This window comes from Pseudomonas sp. MF06569 (genome assembly GCF_059862735.1).
The window spans coordinates 73,146-95,837 of sequence record NZ_JCBCUZ010000007.1 but is presented as its reverse complement, the minus strand read 5'-3'; the positions used below and the strand labels follow the sequence as shown (position 1 = coordinate 95,837).

The window sequence follows — 22,692 nt, the reverse complement described above, 5'->3', positions numbered from 1 at the left end:
AAATGGCCACCGCAGCTGCTGAGTTGACTGATCAAGAAGCCAAGGTTGCTCAGATGCTGGGGGATGCTTGGAATGAATACCTGAAGCTGCCCATTGAGCACCCGATGGAACAGAAAGAGTTCTGCAGCGCTATTCATGCCTACCAGAACATGGTGTTGGCCAGATGTGGTGTGCGGGCTTTGAAGTCCACCCAGTCAGTAGCGTTGGAGATCAAGTGATGGGTATGTACAAAGACGTGATGGGCACCCTGGTGCGCGTGCTTGCAGCAGACAACATCGACAATTCAACCAAGCAGAGCTGGCAGAAGCTGATCGATGCCGAGCTGCGATCAGGCGGGCAGGGCGCGGGTATCTCCGTGCGGGACAAGTTCGACTATGACTGCTGCCTGTATGCGCTGCTGCACCGTGAGCTTGCCCCGGCCCAGTGGGATGTGTTGGTGGCGAAGTACTCGACGCACAAAGCGAACAAAGTCGGGGCAATTGGGCGACTTGTTCCACGTATCTCCTCTCCGGCTCCACAGCTCTTCATCTACAAAGCTGTGACTGCATGGGCGATTCCCAAGCTGCGCGGCGTGCAGGATGGGAAGCGGTCCACGGATATGATCGTGCTGCCTGTTGAGTTCTACGACATGAACACTTGGGATCCAGCGGCCTCGCCTGAGCGTACCCGGCATAGATGGCGGTCTGGTATCCATCAGCGGCTTGAGTCTTTGGAGGAGACGGCAGTGATACACGCCACAGAGCTCTTCGACCGCGAAGAAATCTTTATTGATGCCGCTTGACTGAGTGGCCGACTGGCCGTAAATTAACCCCATCATGTCGATCTTACGCGTTATGAGAATTGACAAGCTAAAGCCCTGCCCTAAAGCAGGGCTTTTTTGCGTTTTAAAGGCGGCTGAGTCATCCTTTAGCTTCGAATAGGAGGAAGGCCCGATGGATATGGAAACGCAAGGATTAATCAGCAAGATGGTTACCGCTATGGAAAGAATGGCGAAAAGTGAGTTTGCCGAGTTACCTCTCAGTAATTTACCTTTCGAAATTTCTTTTCCGCTTGAAGATGATAATCCCGACCAGGCTCAGTCGGTCTGTGAAGGCTTGCAGCTGGGTTTGAGTAAAGTCTTTAGGCCTTCGCCTGTCTCCGCCATAATCCAAGGTGCGCATTACAAGGTGCGTATCGACCGATAACGATTGCTGCTTTAAATTGCCCAGCCAATGTGCTGGGCTTTTGCTTTCTACAGTTCACAAAGCCTCGGCATTTGCCGGGGCTTTTTCGTTTTCGGGTCTACGCCTGACACTTTTCTCCAAGCGGATGGCAGGGACATATACCCCGAATTTATTGAGGACCATAGATGAACACTGAGCATCAAGCTCTCACCGATGTACCCCTTTGGTTGCTGATACTGCTGAGCATGGCCGGGTTATCCGGGGAAATGCTGAGAGCTTCAGGCTCTGACCTTGGCCTTCGGCAGATTCTGCAGCGTGTGGCTTTACGCTTTCTCGCGTCAGGTCTACTGGGTATGGCAACGCTGCTGCTCGCAATGGCTGTATGGAGCAATCTCTACTTGGCGGCAGGCTTGGGCATCGTTATCGCAGTGATCGGTGCCGATGTCGCTGGCGGTCTTTACACCCAGTTCTTGGCGAGAAAGGCTGGCATCAACACGCGCAACCAATGAAAGGTGAGGCTATGAGCAGTTTTTGCTGTTTTTACAACTTTTTTGTTGCAAATGATAATACTTCTCGACTCTCAAGCCTTGGCGGGGACCCTGGGGAATATCCGGGGCTACGGGGTCGGAAACCCGCGGGAAATTTTTAGCCGCAGGCCTGAAAAGTTACTGAAATATGCCTTACTGAAATTTCAATAATCGGGCTGTAAGCCACGCTTGATAAGGCTTTAAAGAAATTTCAGTAAGGATTTCAGTTAGAAAAATTTTCAGCTAAAAATTTCAGTAAGAACAGGCTCGGGGAAAAGGCTCATGACAACGCCCATTTACCTATCCAAAAAGGCCTTTGCGGACCGCATCAATCGGTCACCCAGCTATGTCACGCAACTAAAAGACAGCAACCGGTTAGTCCTGGGCCCGGACGGAAAGAAGGTCGATGTTCTCGCCACCGAAGCGCTGATTCTCGAAACGATTGACCCGAGCAAGGCCGGTGTCGCGGCTCGTCACCAGCAGGGCAGAGCTCAGCGTAATGGTGGTGAGCAGGCATCTCTCCCGTCAGTGCAATTGTCGTTAGAGGGCGAGCCCAACTTTCAAGAAGCCCGGGCGTTACGCGAGCACAATCTGGCGCAGTTGGCCGGGATTGATTTGCAGGAGCGACAGGGACTTTTGGTTGAGCGAAGTCGGGTGGAAATCGCCGCATACAACGCTGGCCGTCTTTTGCGTGACCAACTCTTTGGACCGCTTCCGCAGATGGCTCATGAACTGGCCGCTATGACAGATCCTTGGTTAATCGAAAAACACCTGACGGCAATTATCCGTCGAACGCTGGAAGAAACTGAGCGCTTGTCTTCAGCGGACCTTGAGCATGCACTGACCCAGAATTGAATCTATGCACACGGAATTTTCTGACGGTGCCGAGGTGTACCGTGAGTCGTATTTTCGTGGGCTACGCCCCGATCCTGATCTCTGGATCGATGAGTGGGCTGATGAATACATGCGGATTCCACGAGACACCGGAGCGCCTGAGCCCGGCCAATACCACACCTCCCGTACGCCCTATGCGCGTGAACCCATGCGCTGTTTGTCCCCCGCACATCCTTGTCGGCGTGTGGTCACGATGGTGGCGTCACAGTTGATGAAAACCCAGATTGCCTTGAACTGGATCGGCGGGCTGATTCACATGGCTCCATCGAACATCCTGGCTCTTCTGCCAAGCCTGAGTTTGTCAAAGCGGGTTTCAGGTCGAATCAGCAAGACCATCAAGGCAACCCCGGCACTGCGTGAGCGGGTAGCCGCCAATCGGTCACGTGATGGTCGTAATACTATGGATACCAAGGAGTTTGAGGGTGGCTCGCTGTATGTCACCACGGCAGGCTCGGCGGCCAACTTGTCGGAGCTGTCGGCGCGTTACATTTACGGCGACGAAGTCGATCGTTGGGAAACCGATGTAGGCCAAGAAGGGGACCCTGTTGGCCTGGCAGAAACCCGAGCGACCAACTTTGGACGCAACGCAAAAATCTACTTTTCCAGTTCGCCAACCTTCAAGGGCGCGTCGCGTATTGCGGCCTTATTTGAGTCCAGTGACCAGCGTTACTACTACGTGCCGTGTCCAACGTGTGGGCACATGCAGGTGCTGGAGTGGGAGCGACTGCACTACAACGATGATTACAGCGTCGTGCATTACCAGTGCGAAAACGCCGACTGTGATGTGTTGATTGAGGAGCACTTTAAAACTGACATGCTCGCCCGTGGCGAATGGCGTGCCCATTCAATGAATGATGGCGAGACCGTTGGCTTCAACCTCAACGCCTTGTACTCACCGACAGGCTGGCTGGCTTGGCGCACTCTTGCGAAGGAATTTGAGGAGGCGAAAAAAGCTCAGAGCAAAGGCGATATGGGGCTGATGCAGGTGTTCTATAACACCCGTCTTGCCAAAGTATGGGATAGCGCCCAAGAGCAAACCAAGGCCGAAGTGTTGGTCGCCCGGGCGCGCCTGGAAACCTACGCCCTCGGAACAATGCCTGCGGGTGTGTTGATGCTCACTGCCTCCGTGGATACGCAGGCCAACCGTCTTGAACTGATGGTGATGGGCTTTGGTGTGGGGATGGAGCGTTGGGTCATCGATCACCAAGTGATCTGGGGTGACCCAGCGGACGAGCGCACTTGGGCAGTGTTGGATGAAAAGCTCAAAGCCCGCTATCAGCATCCTTGTGGTGTTGAACTGGCGATACTTGCGGCCGGTGTGGACTCCGGCGGCCATCACACCGACGAGGTGTATCAGTTCTGCCGCGTGCGTCGTTGGCGCAATATTTTCGCCATCAAAGGTGCGAGCAAGCCGGGCAAGCCAGTAATTGCTCAACGTCCTTCGATGGTCGACGTTACTTGGAAGGGTCAGACCGAACGTAACGGCGCGGAGTTGTGGTTTGTCGGTACCGATACGGCCAAGGATTGGATCTACAACCGGTACCCGTTTGAAGACGGGCCTGGTGCTTTGCACTTTGCCAACGACTTACCTGACGAGTTCTTCGACCAGTGTGTGGCTGAGCGCAAGGTCGCTCGATACGTCCGCGGTAACACCATTCGTATCGAATGGACGAAGGGCAAGGGCGACCGAAACGAAGCCCTCGACCTGATGGTGTATTGCTTGGCGATGGCCCATTACTTGGGCATAAACCGGTACCAGGAGCGTGACTGGGAGCGGATACAACAAGCTTTGGCGCAAGCCAGCCCGACCGGTGAAAAACCAGTCAGAGCGGAGCGACTCGTCGCTCCGCCTGCATCCACACCAGTGACGACGCAGCAACCAGCTGAGCCTGCTCCATCACCCGTACCAACACCGACGGCGTCACCGCAGCCGGTTGCACGACCCCCTCAACGTCGCAGCTCCAGCAGCGGCTATCTCAAGAGACGCTGATTATGTCCTTTACCCAAAAGCACCTCGACGCGGTTGAGTCGGCCATCGCGCGCGGCGAGAAAACCGTGCGCTACGCCGACCGCACCGTGGAGTACCGCACGGTGGATGAGCTGCTCAAGGCCCGCGATCAGATCCGCACGTCGCTGGTCGCGTCTGCCGGGCCGCGCTCGCGGGTCATGCGGCTTTACCACGGAGGCAAGGGACTCTAATGGCGCGCCAATATCCAACCCTGACCCGCAACGGCTTTTTGCTGCCGGAGCGGATCAAAGCCAGTTACGAAGGGGCCGGAGAGGGCAGGCGCTCGGCCAGTTGGGACGCCCCCGATGTCGGCATCAACAGTATCAACACCCCGGCCTTGCGCAACCTGCGGGCCCGTTCGCGGGCGGCAGTGCGTAATGACCCGTATGCCTTCAACGTCATCGACAAACGCGTTAGCAACCTGATCGGTACCGGCATCACTCCGCGACCCAAGATCGATGACGATGCCCTGCGTAAAGTGCAGCAGGAGTTGTGGGAGGACTGGGTGGACGAGTCGGACGCCGATGGCCTGACCGACTTCTACGGCCAGCAGGCCTTGATTGCGCGCACCGTGGAAACGGCTGGTGAATGTTTTGTGCGTCTACGGCCTCGCGGTCTAGAAGAAGATCTGGCGGTACCGCTGCAGCTCCAGGTACTGGCTCCCGAATTTGTGCCGCACGACAAGTTTGAACCGGCCAAAAACGGCAACAGCATCCGTGCCGGTATCGAGTTCAACCCGGCCCACCAGCGCGTGGCGTATCACATGTACCGGGTTCACCCCCGCGATGCCTCGTCACTGAGCGCCGGTTACAACCAATTGGTGCGTGTACCGGCCGAGCAAGTACTGCATATCTTTGAGCCGGTCGAACCTGGGCAGTTGCGTGGCGTGCCGCGTTTGGCGCCGGTGCTCAAGCGCTTGCGCAGCCTGGACAACTACGACGACGCGGTGTTGTTTCGTCAAGAGGTGGCCAACCTGTTTGCCGGGTTTATCTCCCGGCCACCGCCCGAAGCTTCACAGCAACCCCGCGACCCGGTCACCGGCCAGTTACTGACCGAAGACCGCGACGGCTTCACGCCGATGGTCGCGCTGGAGCCAGGGACCATGCAGGAACTGGGGCCGGGTGAAGAGGTGGAGTTTTCCAAGCCACCGGACGCCGGCAATAACTACCCGGACTTTATGCGGCAGCAGCTGATGGCCGCTGCGGCCGGTACCGGTACGCCTTACGAAATTCTCACCGGTGATATGCGCGAGGTCAACGACCGGGCGCTGCGGGTTGTGCTCAACGAATTCCGCCGTCGCCTGGAGCAACTGCAATTTGGTGTGTACGTCCACCAACTGTGCCGCCCGGTTCGGGCCGCCTGGATGGACATGGCGGTGTTGGCCGGTCGCCTCAAGCTGGACGATTACGCGCAGCGCCGTCGCGAATACCTGCGCACCCGCTGGGTGCCGCAGGGCTGGGCCTATATCCAACCGGTGCAGGACATTCAGGCGCGAATGATGGAGGTCAACGCGGGCTTCAACTCCCGCAGCGAAATGGTCCTGCGTTCGGGCTATGACGCCGAAACCGTGGATGCTGAAAACGCTGCCGATCAGGCCCGCGCCCAAAAGCTTGGCCTCAACTATAAAACGCTCGTCGACCAGCCTGAACCGGCCGCTGACAAGGAGACACCATGATCAAGCAGCACCCGCTACGGATTTTCAACAAAGCCGGTGACCCACCAGCGCCGCAAAACAAACACTGGTACAGCCTGAAGGCCAGAGGCGAGGCTGAGACCCGCAGCATCGAGGTCTACGTCTACGGCGAGATCGGCACCTGGGGCATCACTGCCAACCAGTTTGTCCGCGACCTTGCAGCACTCGATGATGGTGCGTCGCCAATCGTGGTGGCATTCAACAGCGTCGGTGGTGACTTGTTTGACGGCCTAGCCATTCACAACGCGCTTTCGCGACTGGGCGAGCGTTGCACCGGCCGAGTCGATGCCTTGGCAGCCAGCGCGGCCAGTGTCGCGGTATGCGGCGCACACAAGGTCGTGATCGCGTCCAACGCTATGCTGATGATCCACAACCCGTGGACCTATGCCTCTGGCGATGCTGAGGATTTACGCAAGGTCGCCACGGCGCTGGATCAAGCAATGGAGGCCATCATAGCGGCCTACAAAGCCAAGGCGCCGAACATTGACGAGGTCGAGTTGCGACGCCTGGTCAATGCCGAAACATGGCTCACGGCAAGTGAGGCGGTGGCTTTGGGCCTGGCTGACGAAGTGGGCGAGGGCGTTACGGTCAAAGCCTGCCTCGGCCAGGGCGGTGCGTTGCAGCGTTACCAGCATGCACCGCAAGCGTTGCTGGCCCAGCTGGAGGAGGAGCCTGAGCCTGAGCCGGAACCTACCCCGGAGCCCGTGAAACCAGAACCGGAAAATCCGCCCATCGTCGATTCGGCCAAGCTGGCCTTGTTGATCACTCAAAGCTGCAACACGGCCGGTATCAGCAACCTGATCGAGTCGTTGATCAGTCATACCAAATTGGCCGACGAGGCCACAGTTAATGCCGCGCTGACCAACGCCAAGGCCGTGCGCGACCTGTGCGTGGCTGCGCGTTTGCCGGAGTTCACCCAGGAGTTTGTCGCGGCTGGGCTCAGCGCCGAAGCGGTGCGCGGGCGACTGTTCGACAAGCTGGTCAGTGGCGGGGGCTTTGAAATCGACAACAGCCTGCCGATCAGCGATGACCCAGTACCGAAAATTCAGGCCAAACAACCTGATCCACCCTCGATCTGGGCGGCGCGTCAGTCGGCGCAAAGTGGTCAATCTAAATCTGCAAAAGGTACGAGAGCATGACGATCCAATACGAACAGCGCCACGCCGGTGAATTCCTCTTGTCTGAGGGTGCCGGCAACATCTCGCGTGAAGCGATCAACGTTGCGGCCGGCGCTGCGCTTGAGCCAGGCCAGGTTCTGGGCCTGATCACCGCCACCGGCGAGTTTGCGCCGTATCAGCCGACTGCTGAGGACGGTACGGAAAACGCCGTCGCCATTCTCTACGGCCCGCTGGGTGAGTCGGATGTTGTGCGTCGCGGTCGCGCCGTGGTGCGCCTGGCGGAGATCAGCGAAGTGCACCTGACCGGCCTCGATCCTGCTGCTGAAAAAGCACTGGCTGCCCACTTCCTGATCGTTCGCTAAGGCGAGCATCCCTATTTATCCGTCCCGCCCAGTGCGGGATTTTTCGTTTCTGGAGAGTACCTCATGGCCGATATCGCCATTTTTGAAGACGATGCGTTTAGCGTTTCGTCGTTGACCGCTGCACTCAATGATCAGGAGTACTTGCCGGGTCGCATCAGCAGCCTCGGCCTTTTTCGTGAAGAAGGCATCACCACCCTGACCGTGCAGATCGAAAAAGACGGTGACACTCTGGCATTGGTACCAGCGGGTGAACGCGGTACTTCCGGCCTGGTGGTCGCTGGTACCAAGCGTCACATGATCCCTTTCAACACCGTGCACTTGCCGGAACGTTTCACCATCAAGGCGGACGAGATTCAGGGCATCCGTGCCTTCGGTACCCGCAGTGAGCTGCAAGCCGTGCAGGACGTGGTCAACCGACGATTGTCCAAGGCTCGTCGTCAGTTGGATGCCACCCACGAATTCCAGCGCATGGGTGCCTTGAACGGCCAGATTCTGGATGCCGATGGCACCACGGTCTTGCTTGATCTTTACAAGACCTTTGGTGTCACGCGCAAAAAACAGTCGATGGGCCTCAACGACCAGGCCACGGAGTTGCGTGTGCGCTGCTCCGATGCCCTGGACCTGCAGGAAGATGCGCTGGGTAACATCACCAGTACCGGCTCTCGCGCATTCTGCGGCAAGAACTTTTGGAACAAGCTGGTCACGCACAAATCGGTCAAGGAAACCTACCTCAACACCATGCAGGCCGCGTCCCTGCGCGGCGATGCCCGTGAAAGCTTCGAGTTCGGTGGCATCGTATGGGAACGTTATCGCGGCAAGGTCGCGGGCGTGTCGTTCATCCATGACGACAAGGCGCTGTTGATCCCTGAAGGCGTCCCTGATCTGTACATCTCTGTGTTCGCCCCGGCCGACTATATGGAAACGGTCAACACTCAGGGCATTCCGTATTACAGCAAGATCGAGCCACTGCCCTTCAACAAAGGCATGGCCGGCGAAGCTCAGTCCAACCCGTTGCACATGTGCACGCGTCCCCTGGCGCAGATCCTGCTGGAGCTGTAACCGTGGGCATTCGTGATCTGGTGGCCGATATCGACAACGTGATCTTCGACGTGTTGGGCGATACCGCGCGCATCGAAGGTCGCGCCGAACCGGTGCTGGGGATGTTCTCGGCACCGTGGAAACAGCCGCAGATTGGCCGTCTCAACACCGGCTTGCGCGAGCCTCACTTCGTGGTGCGGGTCGCGGACTCGGATGGCCTTAGCAAAGGGTTACTGGTCACCATCGACTTGCCCGAGCTGGACGGCGGTGGCGACTACGACCTGCTGCAGCTGGAGCCCGGCGGCGATAGCCTGGTATCGCTGATCTTGAGGAAACGCGCATGAGCATTGGCAGCTTTAGTGAGAACAGGGCCAGCAGCGGGATGTTCAATATTCAGGTCTCGTCCGAGGACCTGAAAGCGTTTGCAGCACTTGCCACGCTGGTACCCAAAGCCGCTGTCAATGCGCAACGCCGTGCGATCAACAAAACCCTGGGCTGGCTCAGCACCCATATCGCCCGGGCCGTGGGCAAGCAGGAGCGAATCGCGGTCAAGGCGGTGCGGCAGCGTTTGCGCAGCTATCCGATCGCAGGCGGCGCGATGCGCGGCAAACTCTGGTTTGGCATCAACCCGCTGGAAGCCAGTCGTAGTGGGCGGCCACGGCAGACCAAGGCCGGTGTGTCGGTGGGCAGTCGTCGCTATCGCGGCGCCTTCTATAAAAAAGTGTACGGCAATCAGGCCGATATCTGGATCCGTACCGCCAGTAAACACTTCGTCCGGGCTGACTACCCCGATAGCGAAGTCACTTCGCAGACCGGGGCCAGCTCCGGCTTTGTGGGGGAAAACAGCGATCGCTTTCCTTTGGCCAAGGCCAAGATTTCGCTCGACTCGGTGCGACCTCACTTCGAAGCCTGGAGCCGCAAGGCCGATGAGCGCCTGCTGCAGATCCTCCGGCAAGAAATGAACTTTGAACTGCAGAAATACCTGAAGGGGACGCGCCGTGTCTGAACAGCCGTTTAGCCTCGACCTGTTGTATCAAACCATTGAACAGCATCTGCAGGAGAAACTGTCAGGTGTTCAGTTGGTCCGATTCTGGCCTGACATTGAGCAGCACATCCCTCTGCCGGCAGTGTTTCTCGATATCGCCGAGATTGAGCCCGGTACCGATATCGGCACCGGCGAAAGCACCCTGAACGTCACCTTTGAAGCCCGGATAATTGTCGATGTGATCTGCGACCAGCATTACCAGCAGGCCATTCACTTGGCCACGCAACTGGCGGTGTTGTTGCGCACTCAGACGTGGGGCCTGGCGGTTGAGCCTGCCGAGTTCAAGCGTTCAACGCAGGACTGGACCCGTCCGGAGCTGGATGGGTACACCGTGTGGCTGGTTGAGTGGACCCAGACGATTTACCTGGGTGAAACGGAATGGCCGTGGCCGGATGAGAAACCGGGCTCGTTGGTGTTCAGCGTGGGCGGTGAGGTTGACCCATGAGCCATGCCCTGGCCGAGCACGACCGTATGATCGCCGGGGTGGTCAAGAGTTGCTATGTGGTCGCCCTTGACCTGACTGTCAGGCCGCCCATGTGTCGGGTGTCTGATGGCGAGTGGGTCAGTGCCTGGGTGCGCTGGCACAGTCAGGCGGCGGGTAAGGCACGGCACTGGCGGGTGCCCAGTATGGGCGAGCAGGGTGCTTTGCTTAGCCCGAGCGGCGACGTGTCACAAGGCACCTTTGTGCCGGGCTTGTTTGGCGATGCCGGACCAGCCCCGGATAACCGCGATCACGTCGAGCGCTGGCTGTTCGACGATGGCGGGTCGCTGACTTACGACTGGCTGGCCCACAGTTACAGCATTGTGCTGCCGACTGGCTTGGTGGATATCAAGGTCGGCGGGTCGTCGGCGACCGTTACGGACAGCGCTGTGGTGGTCACGTCGGGGACGATCGCGCTCGATGGCGACGTCACGATTTACGGCGAAGTGCTTATCAACGGCGGGTTGCGCGTGACGGGCGATATCAACGGTGGCGGCGCGATCATCGACACCAGTGGTAACACGCCGAACCACAAGCATTAAACCAAACCTTCAACCAGCCCGCCGCGTGTGGGCTTTTTTATGCCTGGAGGAAATTATGGCGAGCAAATTAATTAAGGCCGATGAGACGGCCGGCGTGGTTCCGGTGGACGCCGTGGCTGTACCGATCACCGTGCATGCCGTGGCGGTGCCTATGACTGCCGATGCCGTTGCGGTGCCGATCAAGACGGCGGCCGACTTCAGCGCCGAAGAGCTGGCGGCGGTAGTGGTCTACAAGGACAAACTGTTCACCTCTCGCAGCCTGGTGATGCCGGGCGGACGCTTGCTGCAGGTCAGCAAAGGGCGTGTTTCGGTCAAGGTTATCGACGCCCAAGCGCGTGCGTATCTCGATGGTCACGCTGATTTAGAGCTGCTGTCGGAGTAGACCCATGATCGGAATGGACCGCCGTACCGGGCTGCCTATCTCGGGCGTTCATCACCTGAGGCAGTCCATTGAAGACATCTTGACCACGCCACTGGGCTCGCGGCTGATGCGGCCGGAATACGGCAGCACAATCCGCCGTTTTGTCGACCTGCCTGTCAGTGAGGGTTGGAAAAGCGCTGTGCAGGCTGAAGCTGCGCGTGCCCTGAAACGATGGGAACCGCGTCTGGAGCTGACACAGGTTCAAGTCCTGTCAGTTCTTGATGGGCGCATCACCTTTCGCCTGTCGGGCACTTATCTGGGCGACAGCAAGCTATTGGAAGTGACTGTATGAGCACACTGGACCTGTCCCGTTTACCAGCACCGCTTGTACTGGAATCACTGGATTTTGAAGCGCTGTATCAGGAAGCGCTGGCCGACTTTCGCGGCTTGATGGGGGACAGCTGGTCGGCAGCGCTGGAGTCCGATCCGGTGGTCAAGCTGCTGGAAAAGGCCGCTTACGACAAGATGATGAGTCGGGCGCGCATCAACGATGCGGCCAAGGCGCTGCTGTTGGCCTACGCCCGTGACAGCGATCTGGATCACCTGGCGGCCAACTACAACGTAAAACGCCTGACCGTGGTCGAGGCTGACTCCGCTGCAGTGCCGCCGATCGAGGCGCAGTACGAGTCGGACGATTCCCTGGTGGAGCGCACGCTGTTTGCGTTTGAGGGCCTGTCGATTGCTGGCCCTCGGGATGCTTACGTGTTTCACGCCATGTCGGCCGATGGCCGGGTGGCGGATGCCCGGGCCAGCAGCCCGAGCCCGGCCACGGTGCTGGTCAGCATCCTGAGCCGTCTGGGCGATGGTAAGGCGTCGGCGGATCTGCTGGAAAAGGTGCGGGTCGCGCTCAATGATGAGGATGTGCGGCCGTTAGGCGACCGCGTGACGGTCCAATCTGCCGGCCTGATCGACTACCGGATCGAGGCTGTGTTGTACCTCTACCCGGGGCCAGAGATTGAGCTGATCCTGACTGAGGCCCGGTCGTCCCTGAATCGCTACATCAATACCCAGCGCCGCCTGGGACGGGATATCCGTCGTTCGGCGCTCCATGCCGCCTTGCATGTGTCGCGGGTGCAGCGCGTGGAACTGGTCCACCCGGTTGCGGATGTGGTGGTGCTGGATCATCAGGCCGCCAATTGCACGGGTTTTAGCGTGGCGTTCGGTGGCACCGATGAGTGATGCCAGCCTGTTGCCGTCGAATCGCACGACGCTGGAGCAGGCGCTGGCCCTGGTGTCGATGGAAAACCCGGATCTGCCGAACGTCCTTCGCCGCATGAACTCACCGGACACCTGTCCGGTTGAGTTGCTGCCCTGGCTGGCCATTCAGCGCAGTGTCGATCGCTGGGATCCTGACTGGTCGGAAGCGATCAAGCGCAAGGTGATTAAAGACTCTTTCGAGATCCACAAGCGTAAGGGCACCGTGGGTGCGTTGAAACGGGTGGCCGAGTCCTTGGGCTACGTCATTGACGTGGAAGAGTGGTGGCAGACCCTGCCTGAACGCGAACCGGGCACCTTTGCGTTGAAGGTCGAGGTTCGGGATGGCGGCTTCACCGAGAAAGTGTGCCAGGAGCTGATCCGGCTTATTGAGGACACCAAGCCGGTCAGTCGGCACATGAATCTCCTGCGCATCAGCCTGGAAACAACCAGCTCCCTGCGGTTCGGTGCCTGTGTTGTAGAGGGTGAAGTCACCACGATTTACCCGTTACAAGTCACGTTGATGGACCTCACCTGTGCCGTTCGAGAGGCGGCCAGCATTGCCATGACCACCGAAGATACGACGCTGTACCCGCTGCACCCCACATTGCTGGAACAACACGCCTACCCCGCAAAAGAGGCGGTTGGCAGTGCTTACAGCGAGCAAACCACAATCCACCCCTTGCAGGTCACTGAGCTGGAGCAACAGGCCGAACCGGCCTGTCAGTCCATCACTGTAGACGCGGGGGAGTTAACCACTATTTACCCGTTGGAGGCGTGATGGCAGCGCAAGAGTTCTATACGATTTTGACCAAGGCCGGCATGCAATATGAAGCCACCTGCAAGGCCTCAGGCAAGCCGATCAAACTGGTAAAAATGAGCGTGGGTGACGGCAATGGAGCCACCTACAACCCAGTCGATACGCAAGTTGCCTTGAAGCGAACGGTCTGGGAAGGCAGCTTCAGCAACCTGTATCAAGACAAAACGAACACGGCCTGGCTGGTGGTCGAAGCGATCATCCCTCAAAGCGTGGGGGGGTTCTGGATTCGTGAGGTTGCCGTCTGGACAGACACGGGTGTGCTGTACGCCATCGGCAAATACCCTGAATCGTTCAAGCCGCTGATTGCCTCCGGTGCTGGCCGCGAAGTCAACATTCGCACCATTTTCACCACCAGTAATGCCGACAATGTGACGTTGGTCCTCGACGGCACAGTCATTCAGGCTACGCGGGCCTGGGTGAAAGACTTTGTCGACACCGAGTTGGCCAGCATCTTGTCGGGCGAGCATGAGGCAGGCAAAGCCCACAAGTACCCGCTGGCCAACTTCATCGAAACGGATTGGGTCGCCGAGTCGAGCCAGTTCGAATACCTGTCGGAGATCCTGCGCGGCTTTGGCCAGTCGGGTGTGTTCGGCAGTCGCCAATACGGTTATGGGGGCACCGAGTCATTTAACCGCACGTTCGACGGCTCCTATGCCTCGATCAACCTACACAACCACTCAAACCTGCTGGCGACTGCCGGTCTGGGTGAAATCGCCGCCATGATCAATGGCTACTACGTGCGGACCCGTCACAACGACTATCGCCTGCGTGGGGCGGTTCCGGGCAAATATCTGCAAATGGCAGACGTGGCTCCGCCTCCGGCACCGGCCTCGGTGAATGCCGCCGTTGGTACTCCGGCGAAGGTCGAAGAAATGAAAGAGTACTTTCGCGCTTTTGCTGCGCGCGATACCGGTATTCGCGATTATCGGCCGCACTTTCGTTGGAATCTTTCGGTGCTGGAAATCTGGCCCGAGCTGTTGACCGATGATATTGGCGACACGTTTGAAAGCTTCCGGCACCTGGAGGAAATCAACGGCTATCGCGATTTGCTGTCGCGCACCTTGTTGATGGGGAGCACGGGACACAGCAGTCGGAACGAAAACGGTTCATTTATCCCAAGTTCTATTCGCCAAGTGATGAAGAACGGCCGACCGCAATATGTGGCCTGGCGTTACCGGATCTCGGTTGCCGATGTAGGTTCGGTTGGGGATTACCCCGTCGAGCAGTTGATGACACCGCTTGACCTGCCGGTGAGCCGTTGGAATGTGAACCAAAACGCCCAACAGATCGCCGCTGGCCGTATCCAGCGTTGGCGCATCAACAGTGAGCTATCGGCAGACCCGACTTGGGGTGGTTATAACGACCGTGCGAAAGTCGACTTGCTTGACGAGTTGATGGCCAAGGTTCCGGGTCTTAACGGTGCTGGGAGCGACCTGGTCGAGGAATACACCGACAGCTCGATTGTGACCAGGCTGACCAAGTGGAACAGCCCTGAGCTGCTGAACGCCGCTTATTACAACCGCCGCTATGGGCACGCGAGCAATGCCAGCGGCCGTACCAAGAGCTTGCGCAGTTACAACGATCCATCACTGTTTGTGTCGTCCAATACGCGCCCGGAAGTGGCCGCGTTCGCGGCGGATGGGCAGACCTACCGTCGCAGCTACGCCATTCCCCTGGAGTTGATCCTGCGTACCCCGTTGGAGGGATGGAATCCCTACGACATCCCGACGATGGAAGTCTCGACCGGGGACGGTATCACGCAAGGGACAGCCTGGCTGGGCCGCAACGACAGCTCGCGTCACTACATTACGCCGGCTGAGATTTTTGGCGATGCCGTGGCCAACCAAGATCCTGCGGATACCGGCGCAAGTTCGCGCTGGGTTAAGGATGGTGCAGGCACGCCGCGTTTGGTCCGTGCGTCCGGCATCTATTCGGTACTGCCAACCATCGCAGGAGCCGGTGCTGTGCGTCTGCGTTACCCGGTCTATCCGCTGTATCACGAAGGTGGCTTCGGCGCGGCTGCGACTGAGGCGCTGGCCGGTGATACGGCGACCAGTATTACCCAGGTGTTGCGGGGTCAGACAGAGCAGCAAGATGTAATTGACGGGCTGAGTAAGTCCGTTAAGCAACTGCAAAACGAACTTGAGCAATTTAAGTTGAAGAATCGGGAGTAAACTTTTTATGGGTATGTCGGCTTTGCTTAATGAGGCATCGGCACTTGTCGCAACTTTTCGCGAGAAGAACAAAGTTATTGATGCAGCAATGGCGGCCGCTATTAAGGCTGCGCCTGGGCTGTATAAAGCATTTTATGTTGATGCTGTGCTCGGGGATGACGCTACCGGGACCGGCGCTGTAGACAAACCTTTCAAAACAGTAGGCAAGGCTGTTGATGCGTTTCCATATGGAGGCGGTGGTACTATTTATTTGCAAGGTGGTCAAGAGTTTGTGCTGGCCAGCGATGCTGTACTTGCTAAAAAGAGAATCACTATCGTGCCGGCGCCTGGATATCTGGTTAAGCCAGTCTTGCGCAATATTTGCCTTCCTGCCGGAACGCCTGGATTCACAGCTGGATCTAGCAACATGACCACGGGTTTTCGCGTGGAAAGCTCTACTTTGGTGCTTCGCTCTCTTCGCATTCGCACTGCGGATTACGTGGAGCCTGCCGCGTTAGTGAATAACGCCTATACGGGGTTTATCCGCCGTGGTGACTCTCCTAGCGGGACTATTCACGCAGATACATGCGAGATTGAACTGGGTGACACCCCTTTTATGCGCAACGCCATTAACGGTCAACTTTCGACCGTGTCGCTTTATATCGTAAAGGTCTCGCGAGTTGGACCTGTAGTGACCAATACCCCATTGATTGATATGGACAGTACGCCAATGATGTTTTCGGCGAGCGGTATGACCGTGCCCGCTGGGGCTACTTGGCTGAATGACTTACTGCGCGGTGTAAAGCTCGATACCAACGGCTTGCCTCGTAACATCATCACTAACCTCATTCTTTAAGTCGGGGCAGATTATGCAATTGGATTTTAATCACAACGGCTTTTTCCACTCCGCGTTTACTTTGGAAGATGCTCGTGCCGCTGGGGTGCCGGAGGCTGTCCTTGCGGCGGCTGCAGCAGAACAAGCCAAGCAGTCGATTGATGGTGCTGCCTCCCGTGCTCGATCGCGGCATTCCACGATGATCAGCGGCCAGGGCTCTATGTATATGATCAAGGCAGACGAGGCCGCACGCTATATCGCGGCTGGCTCGCCTGCTGACGCCTCGGCGTATGCATTGCTGTCTGCCGAAGCGCAAGCGTTGCAAATCACTCCGCAGGAGCAGGCGACGCGAGTCATTGAGGCCCGCGATGGCTGGCTGTTGGTGGCTGCGCGCATTGAGGCGGCCCGGATCAGCGGCAAGGCCGCGCTCGACGTGCTGCAAGAAGTCGACGCGGTGATTGCCGGTCGCGATGCGACGGTCGAGGCCCTGGACGCGATCTAACCCCATTCCCCCTGGATAGGCCAATCAGCCGCGAAAGCGGTTTTTTTGTGCCTGGAGAAAGCTATGAGTTCTACTGACTTCTTTCACGGCATTACCGTGGCCCTGGTCGAGACCGGTGCCCGCATCATCGCGCTGCCCTCGTCTTCGATCATTGGCCTGGTCGACACCTTCACTCCGGGACTGGGTCTGGTGGCGGCCAACGTGCCCACTCTGCTGACCCGTGAGAGTGAAGCGGTGGCCGCATTCGGCGCTGACTCGGCGCTGACCCGAGCCTGTAAGGCGATCTTTAACCAGTCGGCTGCCGCGATTGTCGCAGTAGGTGTACCGATCGGCACCGAGGCGGCGGCACTCACCAGCTCGATCATTGGCGGTGTGGCGGCGGACGGCAAGCGCACCGGCATGCAGGCGCTGCTCGATGGCAAGAGCCTGTTCAACTTGCAGCCGCGACTGGTGATTGCGCCCAAGCACAGCGCCACGCAAGCGGTGGCCACTGCGATGGATGTACTGGCCGGCAAGCTAAAGGCCATCGGCATCATCGACGGTCCAAACACCACCGACGAGGCCGCGATCGCCTACGCCGAAAACTTCGGCTCTAAACGCCTGTTTATGGTCGATCCGGCGGTCAAGCAGTGGAGCACAACGCTCAACGGCGATGTGTCGGTGCCGGGTTCTGCGATCGCTGCAGGCCTGTTTGCACAGACCGATTCGCGCTTTGGTTTTTGGTCGTCGCCGTCGAACAAAGAGATTGCCGGTATCACCGGCACCGTGCGCCCGATCGAGTACCTGGACGGCGACAAGACCTGCCGGGCCAACCTGCTCAACGGCGCCAATATCACCACCATCATCCGTGACGGCGGCTATCGCCTGTGGGGCAACCGCACCCTGTCGAGCGATTCCAAGTGGGCCTTTGTCACCCGCGTGCGCACCACCGACATGGTGATGGAGGCCATTCAGGCGGGCATGAAATTGGCGGTCGACCGGGGCATTACCAAGACTTACGTCAAGGATGTAACCGAGACGATCAACGCCTTTATGCGTGACCTGAAAGCGCAGGGCGCGGTGATCAACTTTGAGGTCTACCCCGACCTGGAGAAGACCACGGCCACGCAGATCGAGCAGGGCAAGGTGTTTTGGACCATCCGCTTTACCGATGTGCCGCCGGCGGAAAACCCGATTTTCCAAGTTGAAGTCACTAACCAGTGGCTGACTGAAGTTCTGGAAGCCTAAGGAGGCGTTCAATGATTCCGCAAACCCTGTTTAACACCAACATGTTCGTGGACGGGATGAGCCTTCAAGGCGACGTGCCGAGCCTGAGCCTGCCCAAGCTGACCGTCAAAACCGAAGAGTACCGCGGTGGTGGCATGGATGCGCCGGTGGGCATGGACATGGGGCTGGAAAAGCTGGAGTGCAGCTTTACTACCAACGGCGTGCGAAAAGAAGTGCTGAAGTACTTCGGGGCTTTTGATCAGACCGGTTTCAACGCGTCGTTTCGCGGGGCCTTCAAGGGCTTGAAGGGGGCGACTACCGGTGTGGTGGCCACCTTGCGTGGCGGCCTGCGCGAAGTCGACCCGGGAGAGTGGTCGGCGGGTTCTAAAGCGGAGTTCAAGTACGCCGTGGACGTGACCTACTACAAGCTCGAAATCGACGGGCGCGTCATGTACGAAATCGATCCGATCAACTCCGTGCGCGTCATCGATGGCGTGGACCAACTGGCGGACGTGCGCAACGTCCTGGGCCTTTAAGGAACAATGAACATGACCACTATCACTACCAAGAAACTGCCGAGCTGGCTGGAATTGACCGAGGACGGGGCCACCATCACCCTGCGCAAGGCGGTCGAAATCAATCAGATCAAGGTCAACCAGATCCGACTGCGTGCGCCCACCGTCAAGGATGTGCAGCAGGCCACTGTCCAGTCCGGCGGTGACGCCGAGAAACGCGAGCTGATCCTGTTCGCGTCCCTGACTGAGGCGGGGGACAAGGATATCGCCGGCATGACAGTGGTGGACTACAACCGCTTGCAGGCCGGTTATTTTCGCCTGGTCGAGGATGATGAACCTTACCCCTACAACGATTAAAGCGGCGGCCAAGCACCTGGCCCGGGAATTTCATTTCTCGGCCAGCGAGATCGAGGCCATGCCGTTCAATCGCATGCTGTGGTGGCTCACGGATTGAGCCGTCCCCTCCGTTACGCGTAACAGGGCATTCCTATGGCAAATAAAATGCAGCTCGGTCTGGTGATCGGCGGGGCCGTCAGCTCGACCGTGGGCGCTGCTTTTAAAGACGTTGAAAGCCGCGTCAAAAAGCTCAGTGAGCAAGGCAAGAAAGCCCGGGTACTGCAGAGCACGATCGGCGAAACCATGCGCCTGCGTGACGAGTGGCGAAAGTCTCACGCCGCCGGCGAGAAGGGTGCGCAAGCGTTGCTGAACCGGCTGGAGCGAAACCTTGGCGTACTGCGCAAGGAAGGCGTGGAAGTCGGCCGGCTGGCCAAGGAATACGATCGGTTGGGTCGCGCCGGGCGCAAGGCTGAACTGAAGGCTAAAGGCTTTGGCCAGATCGATCAGGGCAAGCAGCAGGTGCGCGCCGGGGTTGCGCAGGGTGTTGTGGCCACTGGCATGGTGGCCGTGACGGCCAAGGTCAGCGCCGATTATCAGGCGATCATCCGTGACATTGCGATCAAGGCCGGGGTGGCCCGTTCGGCGCAAGAGGCCGATATGTCGCGCAGCATCATTGCGACGTCGAATGATATCGGCATGGGCCGCAACGAAGTGGCCGATGTGGTCAACCAGTTGGTCGGCGCGGGGATGGACTTGAAGCAGGCGATGGAGTTTGCGCCGGTAGCGGCCAAGTTCGTCGTGGGCCAGGGCTCCAGCGGCGTCGACACCGCCAAGATGATTCAGGCGCTGCAGAGTAACGCCAACATCACCGACCCAAAGATGCTGGAAAAGGCGCTGGAGGCAGTGGCTTTCCAAGGGCAGGCGGGCAGCTTTGAGGCCAGCGACATGGCGCGCTGGTTCCCGCAACTGCTCGCAAGCATGCAGAAACAGGGCATCACCGGCATGGACGCCGTGACGCAGCTGGGCGCGATGCTCCAGGTGCAGATGAAAACTGCCGGCACCTCCGATGAGGCGGCCAACAACCTCAAAAACTGGATGGAGAAAATCGGCTCCGGCGAAGTGGTGGATGCCTATTCAAAGGCGGGCATTGATTATCAGGGCTCGCTCAACACCGGCATTCAGGGTGGTATGTCCACGCTGGAAGCCAGTTTCGGGTTGGCCAAGCGCTACATCGAAGCCACCGACCCGAAGAAAGCCGCCAAGATGGCCGAGGCCACGGCCCAGATCAGCAAGGAAGCGAACCCGGAAAAGGCCAAGGCCATGCTCAGCAGTCTGGAGCAGGCGCTGCGCACCGGCGATATCTTTGCCGACATGCAGGTCAAGTCGGCTTTGACCGCCTATGTGCAGAACAAGGCGCTGTACGAGCAACTTAAAAGCGAGGCGTCCGGGGCCTCTGGGATCTTGGATAAAAACCTGTCGGAACGGCGCGATACCTCATCGCAAAAATGGGCCGAGACGATTCAGGCGGGCAACGATGCCATGCGCAGCGTGGGCGATGCCATTCGCCCGGTTACGGATGCGATGGCCAGCGGGCTGACCACGGTGGTCAAGGGCATCACCAAGCTGTCTGACGAGTCGCCCAAGCTGGTGATGGGCCTGACGGCATTAGCCACCGGAGCCAGCGTCGTAACCAGTCTGCTGGGCGCGTTCAAGATTGGTCGGGGTCTGGTCAATCTGGCCCGGGGCGGACTGGGTGGCGGCGGCGCAGGTCGCGCCGGTGTGCAGTCGGTCTTTGTGACCAACGCCAAGGACGCCCTGGGCGGTGGTGACGGTGATGGGGACGGAAAGGGTGACGCGATCAAGTCGCTGGTCTCGGCCGGCCTCGGTGCGCTGATGGGTCGCAAGGACGACGCGCCGGAGGGTGAGGGTGCTGCGGATACCAAACTGGACCCGGTCGAAACCGGTCTGAAGCTGCTCGATGTGATCCGGGAGGCCAAGGGCGGAGACGATGAGGCCGGGCCTGACCATACGCAAAAGGTCTTTGTGGTCAATGCTCGGGAACTCGGCGGGGGTGGTCCAGGTGGCGGTGGTCGTGGTGGCCGTCGATCGCGGCGCCGGGGGCCACCGCGCCCGCCGGCGCCACCGCCCGTGCCGCCGCGTTTGGGCGCTCGGTTGATGAACGCCGTGGGCACCATCAGCAAGGCAGGGAAAGCCATCCCGGCCGGCTCGCTATTTGAGGCGGGTATCAAGGCCTTTGACACCTACACCACGGCCAAAACGGCCGAAGAGAAGGCCGAGGGTTACGGTGGTGCTGCAGGCGGACTGGCGGGCACGATGGCCGGTGCAGCTGCCGGCGCGGCGATCGGCTCCGTGGTGCCAATCATTGGCACGGCGATGGGCGGCCTGGTCGGCGCGTTTCTGGGGGGCATGGGTGGTGATGCCGTGGGCGGTATGTTCGGCAAGTCGTCGTTTGCCAAGTCGCTATTTGGCAGTGATGCGGAGCCGGGCGATGTGGTGCGCTCGATGTCGGCGCAGTCCGGTCGGACGCAAGCCCCGTCGCCGCTGATGCTAAAGCCTGAGTCCAAGCCAGCAGTGGTGGATCAGAAAATCACCTTTGCCCCGCATATGCCCATCACCGTTCAGGGCGATGTCAAAGATCCTGACGAGTTCATGCGCAAGCTGCAGCCGATGATGCAGGGCCAGTTCCAGGACTTTGCCCGGCGGATGGAAGACGACGCCCGCCGCGCCAATGACCGCAAGTTATACGACGCCCCGCATATCGGGTAAGGAGGTGATATGGCCTACATGGAACAGATGCAAAGCACCGTCAGTTACTTGGCCACTGCAGGGGAGGCGGGGCGGCGAAGCCTGGACGGGATGATGGGGCCGGTAAACGGTGCTATCAGTGAAATCAGCGGCGCCGCTTCGGAGCTGGAGACCCTGCCGATCATTGGCCCGATGGTCGGTGAAAAGCTGCAGCGGGTCATGCGCAGTATCAGCGCGGCACAGTCCAAGGTGGGCTCGGTGGTCGCGGTCTATAACCAAGCCACCCGCGCTGCCTCGCAGATCGAGCAGCGCCTGGGGGTGTTCAGCGAGCAGGCTACGCGGGCCAAAAATGCGATCAACCAGATTGCCGGCAAGATCAATCCCGCGCTGGGCAACATCCTGCCCACCAGCGTGTTTGCGACTGATACCACCCCGGCAGTGGAGGCGGTGAAGCCGTTCCCCCACTTGCTGATCCTGCAGCCGCACAAGCATGAGGCGCCGCCGTACTACTTCAACCTGGACACGGCGGCTTTTGAGGAACTGAACCGGCAGAGTGGTTTTCGTTGGGCCTCGCAAGAGCGCCTGATGCGTCGGCCGGCACAGCAGGCAGTGGGCATGGGTGACGACAAAATCACCCTCAAAGGTTCGATCTTTCCCGGGCACCGGGGCGGTCTCAAGCAACTGGACACCCTGCGTAGCATTGGCGGGTTGTTGGTGCCTCTGGGGCTCACCACGGGCTATGGTTTTGTCCTGGGGGATTGGTGTTTGACCTCGATCACCGAGGATCAGAGCGCGTTCCTGCAGGGCGGAATTCCCCGCAAGCAGGGCTTTAGTTTGGAGTTCGTCCGATATGGCGAGGACCTGCAGAACACTTGATGGCGACAAGCTGTACACCATTTGCCACAACGCCTATGGCCACCTCAATGGCAGCGTGGATGCGGTGCTGGAAGCCAACCCCGGGTTGGCAGCCGAACCGGAGCCGTATCGGGGCGGCGTGCTGATCGTGTTGCCGGACTTGGCGATGGCCAGCGATGAGCAGGCCGTCCAGCTCTGGAGCTGAGCGTTACGCGTAA

29 protein-coding genes are annotated in these 22,692 nt (G+C 59.1%); all 29 read left to right on the top strand.

All coding sequences use genetic code 11. The features are described 5' to 3' along the window. Nucleotides 1-2: 2 nt before the first annotated feature. The 29 genes from AC19YQ_RS09580 to AC19YQ_RS09440 all read left to right on the top strand — a co-directional run bounded on the left by AC19YQ_RS09580 (nt 3) and on the right by AC19YQ_RS09440 (nt 22,679). The gene (locus tag AC19YQ_RS09580) at nt 3-218 is read left to right on the top strand and encodes a hypothetical protein (protein WP_409497637.1); all 216 of its coding nucleotides are present in this window, start codon (nt 3-5) and stop codon (nt 216-218) included. Beyond that, nucleotides 218-781 (top strand): hypothetical protein, encoded by a 564-nt coding sequence (locus AC19YQ_RS09575; protein ID WP_409497636.1) that lies wholly within the window; start codon nt 218-220, stop codon nt 779-781. Before AC19YQ_RS09580 ends, AC19YQ_RS09575 begins: the two co-directional genes overlap by 1 nt. Nucleotides 782-932: 151 nt before the next feature. Continuing rightward, nucleotides 933-1,184: a hypothetical protein gene (locus tag AC19YQ_RS09570; RefSeq protein WP_500595007.1), complete on the top strand. Its 252-nt coding sequence runs from the start codon at nt 933-935 to the stop codon at nt 1,182-1,184. A 164-nt stretch (nt 1,185-1,348) separates the two neighbouring features. Further along, entirely contained in the window at nt 1,349-1,672 is a 324-nt protein-coding gene (locus AC19YQ_RS09565) for a phage holin family protein (RefSeq protein WP_237149484.1), read from the top strand. Nucleotides 1,673-1,972: 300 nt separating this feature from the next. Further along, nucleotides 1,973-2,545 carry a terminase small subunit gene (locus AC19YQ_RS09560; RefSeq protein WP_237149483.1) on the top strand — a complete coding sequence of 191 codons (573 nt, stop codon included), beginning with the start codon at nt 1,973-1,975 and terminating at the stop codon, nt 2,543-2,545. 4 nt (nt 2,546-2,549) lie between these two features. After that, nucleotides 2,550-4,574 carry a phage terminase large subunit family protein gene (locus AC19YQ_RS09555; protein ID WP_237149482.1) on the top strand — a complete coding sequence of 675 codons (2,025 nt, stop codon included), beginning with the start codon at nt 2,550-2,552 and terminating at the stop codon, nt 4,572-4,574. A gap of 2 nt (nt 4,575-4,576) precedes the next feature. Beyond that, the gene (locus tag AC19YQ_RS09550) at nt 4,577-4,783 is read left to right on the top strand and encodes a phage head-tail joining protein (RefSeq protein ID WP_218723570.1); all 207 of its coding nucleotides are present in this window, start codon (nt 4,577-4,579) and stop codon (nt 4,781-4,783) included. Continuing rightward, complete coding sequence (locus AC19YQ_RS09545) at nt 4,783-6,267, top strand: phage portal protein (protein WP_237149481.1); 1,485 nt, start codon at nt 4,783-4,785, stop codon at nt 6,265-6,267. The genes AC19YQ_RS09550 and AC19YQ_RS09545 overlap by 1 nt, the downstream gene beginning before the upstream one ends. After that, nucleotides 6,264-7,424: a head maturation protease, ClpP-related gene (locus AC19YQ_RS09540; protein ID WP_237149480.1), complete on the top strand. Its 1,161-nt coding sequence runs from the start codon at nt 6,264-6,266 to the stop codon at nt 7,422-7,424. The genes AC19YQ_RS09545 and AC19YQ_RS09540 overlap by 4 nt, the downstream gene beginning before the upstream one ends. Further along, nucleotides 7,421-7,765 carry a head decoration protein gene (locus AC19YQ_RS09535; RefSeq protein ID WP_237149479.1) on the top strand — a complete coding sequence of 115 codons (345 nt, stop codon included), beginning with the start codon at nt 7,421-7,423 and terminating at the stop codon, nt 7,763-7,765. The genes AC19YQ_RS09540 and AC19YQ_RS09535 overlap by 4 nt, the downstream gene beginning before the upstream one ends. A gap of 63 nt (nt 7,766-7,828) precedes the next feature. Beyond that, the gene (locus AC19YQ_RS09530; protein ID WP_401368335.1) at nt 7,829-8,824 is read left to right on the top strand and encodes a major capsid protein; all 996 of its coding nucleotides are present in this window, start codon (nt 7,829-7,831) and stop codon (nt 8,822-8,824) included. Nucleotides 8,825-8,826: 2 nt separating this feature from the next. Further along, on the top strand, nt 8,827-9,147 hold the full coding sequence (locus tag AC19YQ_RS09525; protein WP_500595006.1) for a head-tail joining protein: 321 nt from the start codon (nt 8,827-8,829) through the stop codon (nt 9,145-9,147). After that, nucleotides 9,144-9,809, top strand: a complete 666-nt coding sequence (locus tag AC19YQ_RS09520; protein WP_500595005.1) for a hypothetical protein — start codon at nt 9,144-9,146, stop codon at nt 9,807-9,809. The genes AC19YQ_RS09525 and AC19YQ_RS09520 overlap by 4 nt, the downstream gene beginning before the upstream one ends. Further along, the gene (locus AC19YQ_RS09515) at nt 9,802-10,293 is read left to right on the top strand and encodes a hypothetical protein (RefSeq protein ID WP_500595004.1); all 492 of its coding nucleotides are present in this window, start codon (nt 9,802-9,804) and stop codon (nt 10,291-10,293) included. The genes AC19YQ_RS09520 and AC19YQ_RS09515 overlap by 8 nt, the downstream gene beginning before the upstream one ends. Then, nucleotides 10,290-10,871, top strand: coding sequence for a phage baseplate assembly protein V (locus AC19YQ_RS09510; protein WP_500595003.1), 582 nt, complete (start codon nt 10,290-10,292; stop codon nt 10,869-10,871). The genes AC19YQ_RS09515 and AC19YQ_RS09510 overlap by 4 nt, the downstream gene beginning before the upstream one ends. 55 nt (nt 10,872-10,926) lie before the next feature. Further along, nucleotides 10,927-11,253 (top strand): hypothetical protein, encoded by a 327-nt coding sequence (locus AC19YQ_RS09505; RefSeq protein WP_463986419.1) that lies wholly within the window; start codon nt 10,927-10,929, stop codon nt 11,251-11,253. 4 nt (nt 11,254-11,257) lie between these two features. Beyond that, complete coding sequence (locus AC19YQ_RS09500) at nt 11,258-11,584, top strand: GPW/gp25 family protein (RefSeq protein WP_133078406.1); 327 nt, start codon at nt 11,258-11,260, stop codon at nt 11,582-11,584. Next, nucleotides 11,581-12,471 (top strand): baseplate assembly protein, encoded by an 891-nt coding sequence (locus AC19YQ_RS09495; protein ID WP_500595002.1) that lies wholly within the window; start codon nt 11,581-11,583, stop codon nt 12,469-12,471. Before AC19YQ_RS09500 ends, AC19YQ_RS09495 begins: the two co-directional genes overlap by 4 nt. Beyond that, nucleotides 12,464-13,267: a phage tail protein I gene (locus tag AC19YQ_RS09490; protein WP_500595001.1), complete on the top strand. Its 804-nt coding sequence runs from the start codon at nt 12,464-12,466 to the stop codon at nt 13,265-13,267. The genes AC19YQ_RS09495 and AC19YQ_RS09490 overlap by 8 nt, the downstream gene beginning before the upstream one ends. Then, on the top strand, nt 13,267-15,480 hold the full coding sequence (locus AC19YQ_RS09485) for a phage tail protein (protein WP_500595000.1): 2,214 nt from the start codon (nt 13,267-13,269) through the stop codon (nt 15,478-15,480). The genes AC19YQ_RS09490 and AC19YQ_RS09485 overlap by 1 nt, the downstream gene beginning before the upstream one ends. Before the next feature lie 7 nt (nt 15,481-15,487). Beyond that, nucleotides 15,488-16,315 carry a hypothetical protein gene (locus AC19YQ_RS09480; protein WP_500594999.1) on the top strand — a complete coding sequence of 276 codons (828 nt, stop codon included), beginning with the start codon at nt 15,488-15,490 and terminating at the stop codon, nt 16,313-16,315. A 13-nt stretch (nt 16,316-16,328) separates the two neighbouring features. Then, a complete protein-coding gene (locus AC19YQ_RS09475) occupies nt 16,329-16,796 on the top strand; it encodes a hypothetical protein (protein ID WP_500594998.1) in 468 nt (155 codons plus the stop codon). 63 nt (nt 16,797-16,859) lie between these two features. Beyond that, complete coding sequence (locus tag AC19YQ_RS09470) at nt 16,860-18,023, top strand: phage tail sheath subtilisin-like domain-containing protein (protein WP_500594997.1); 1,164 nt, start codon at nt 16,860-16,862, stop codon at nt 18,021-18,023. Nucleotides 18,024-18,034: 11 nt separating this feature from the next. After that, a complete protein-coding gene (locus AC19YQ_RS09465; protein ID WP_095025770.1) occupies nt 18,035-18,538 on the top strand; it encodes a phage major tail tube protein in 504 nt (167 codons plus the stop codon). A gap of 12 nt (nt 18,539-18,550) precedes the next feature. Continuing rightward, complete coding sequence (locus AC19YQ_RS09460) at nt 18,551-18,874, top strand: phage tail assembly protein (RefSeq protein ID WP_500594996.1); 324 nt, start codon at nt 18,551-18,553, stop codon at nt 18,872-18,874. After that, nucleotides 18,849-18,971, top strand: a complete 123-nt coding sequence (locus AC19YQ_RS09455) for a hypothetical protein (RefSeq protein ID WP_254925088.1) — start codon at nt 18,849-18,851, stop codon at nt 18,969-18,971. Before AC19YQ_RS09460 ends, AC19YQ_RS09455 begins: the two co-directional genes overlap by 26 nt. A 35-nt stretch (nt 18,972-19,006) precedes the next feature. Further along, entirely contained in the window at nt 19,007-21,640 is a 2,634-nt protein-coding gene (locus AC19YQ_RS09450) for a phage tail tape measure protein (protein ID WP_500594995.1), read from the top strand. Between the two features lie 9 nt (nt 21,641-21,649). Next, nucleotides 21,650-22,495, top strand: a complete 846-nt coding sequence (locus tag AC19YQ_RS09445) for a phage tail protein (RefSeq protein WP_016781365.1) — start codon at nt 21,650-21,652, stop codon at nt 22,493-22,495. Continuing rightward, nucleotides 22,470-22,679 carry a tail protein X gene (locus AC19YQ_RS09440; RefSeq protein WP_095025326.1) on the top strand — a complete coding sequence of 70 codons (210 nt, stop codon included), beginning with the start codon at nt 22,470-22,472 and terminating at the stop codon, nt 22,677-22,679. The genes AC19YQ_RS09445 and AC19YQ_RS09440 overlap by 26 nt, the downstream gene beginning before the upstream one ends. Nucleotides 22,680-22,692 lie beyond the last annotated feature (13 nt).

Excerpts from the sequence above, each read along its gene's own strand:
- AC19YQ_RS09580 (WP_409497637.1), top strand. The coding sequence starts at position 3 with ATGGCCACCGCAGCTGCTGAGTTGACTGATCAAGAAGCCAAGGTTGCT.
- AC19YQ_RS09575 (WP_409497636.1), top strand. The coding sequence starts at position 218 with ATGGGTATGTACAAAGACGTGATGGGCACCCTGGTGCGCGTGCTTGCA.
- AC19YQ_RS09570 (WP_500595007.1), top strand. The coding sequence starts at position 933 with ATGGATATGGAAACGCAAGGATTAATCAGCAAGATGGTTACCGCTATG.
- AC19YQ_RS09565 (WP_237149484.1), top strand. The coding sequence starts at position 1,349 with ATGAACACTGAGCATCAAGCTCTCACCGATGTACCCCTTTGGTTGCTG.
- AC19YQ_RS09560 (WP_237149483.1), top strand. The coding sequence starts at position 1,973 with ATGACAACGCCCATTTACCTATCCAAAAAGGCCTTTGCGGACCGCATC.
- AC19YQ_RS09555 (WP_237149482.1), top strand. The coding sequence starts at position 2,550 with ATGCACACGGAATTTTCTGACGGTGCCGAGGTGTACCGTGAGTCGTAT.
- AC19YQ_RS09550 (WP_218723570.1), top strand. The coding sequence starts at position 4,577 with ATGTCCTTTACCCAAAAGCACCTCGACGCGGTTGAGTCGGCCATCGCG.
- AC19YQ_RS09545 (WP_237149481.1), top strand. The coding sequence starts at position 4,783 with ATGGCGCGCCAATATCCAACCCTGACCCGCAACGGCTTTTTGCTGCCG.
- AC19YQ_RS09540 (WP_237149480.1), top strand. The coding sequence starts at position 6,264 with ATGATCAAGCAGCACCCGCTACGGATTTTCAACAAAGCCGGTGACCCA.
- AC19YQ_RS09535 (WP_237149479.1), top strand. The coding sequence starts at position 7,421 with ATGACGATCCAATACGAACAGCGCCACGCCGGTGAATTCCTCTTGTCT.
- AC19YQ_RS09530 (WP_401368335.1), top strand. The coding sequence starts at position 7,829 with ATGGCCGATATCGCCATTTTTGAAGACGATGCGTTTAGCGTTTCGTCG.
- AC19YQ_RS09520 (WP_500595005.1), top strand. The coding sequence starts at position 9,144 with ATGAGCATTGGCAGCTTTAGTGAGAACAGGGCCAGCAGCGGGATGTTC.
- AC19YQ_RS09510 (WP_500595003.1), top strand. The coding sequence starts at position 10,290 with ATGAGCCATGCCCTGGCCGAGCACGACCGTATGATCGCCGGGGTGGTC.
- AC19YQ_RS09505 (WP_463986419.1), top strand. The coding sequence starts at position 10,927 with ATGGCGAGCAAATTAATTAAGGCCGATGAGACGGCCGGCGTGGTTCCG.
- AC19YQ_RS09500 (WP_133078406.1), top strand. The coding sequence starts at position 11,258 with ATGATCGGAATGGACCGCCGTACCGGGCTGCCTATCTCGGGCGTTCAT.
- AC19YQ_RS09495 (WP_500595002.1), top strand. The coding sequence starts at position 11,581 with ATGAGCACACTGGACCTGTCCCGTTTACCAGCACCGCTTGTACTGGAA.
- AC19YQ_RS09490 (WP_500595001.1), top strand. The coding sequence starts at position 12,464 with ATGAGTGATGCCAGCCTGTTGCCGTCGAATCGCACGACGCTGGAGCAG.
- AC19YQ_RS09485 (WP_500595000.1), top strand. The coding sequence starts at position 13,267 with ATGGCAGCGCAAGAGTTCTATACGATTTTGACCAAGGCCGGCATGCAA.
- AC19YQ_RS09480 (WP_500594999.1), top strand. The coding sequence starts at position 15,488 with ATGGGTATGTCGGCTTTGCTTAATGAGGCATCGGCACTTGTCGCAACT.
- AC19YQ_RS09475 (WP_500594998.1), top strand. The coding sequence starts at position 16,329 with ATGCAATTGGATTTTAATCACAACGGCTTTTTCCACTCCGCGTTTACT.
- AC19YQ_RS09470 (WP_500594997.1), top strand. The coding sequence starts at position 16,860 with ATGAGTTCTACTGACTTCTTTCACGGCATTACCGTGGCCCTGGTCGAG.
- AC19YQ_RS09465 (WP_095025770.1), top strand. The coding sequence starts at position 18,035 with ATGATTCCGCAAACCCTGTTTAACACCAACATGTTCGTGGACGGGATG.
- AC19YQ_RS09460 (WP_500594996.1), top strand. The coding sequence starts at position 18,551 with ATGACCACTATCACTACCAAGAAACTGCCGAGCTGGCTGGAATTGACC.
- AC19YQ_RS09455 (WP_254925088.1), top strand. The coding sequence starts at position 18,849 with ATGAACCTTACCCCTACAACGATTAAAGCGGCGGCCAAGCACCTGGCC.
- AC19YQ_RS09450 (WP_500594995.1), top strand. The coding sequence starts at position 19,007 with ATGGCAAATAAAATGCAGCTCGGTCTGGTGATCGGCGGGGCCGTCAGC.
- AC19YQ_RS09445 (WP_016781365.1), top strand. The coding sequence starts at position 21,650 with ATGGCCTACATGGAACAGATGCAAAGCACCGTCAGTTACTTGGCCACT.
- AC19YQ_RS09440 (WP_095025326.1), top strand. The coding sequence starts at position 22,470 with ATGGCGAGGACCTGCAGAACACTTGATGGCGACAAGCTGTACACCATT.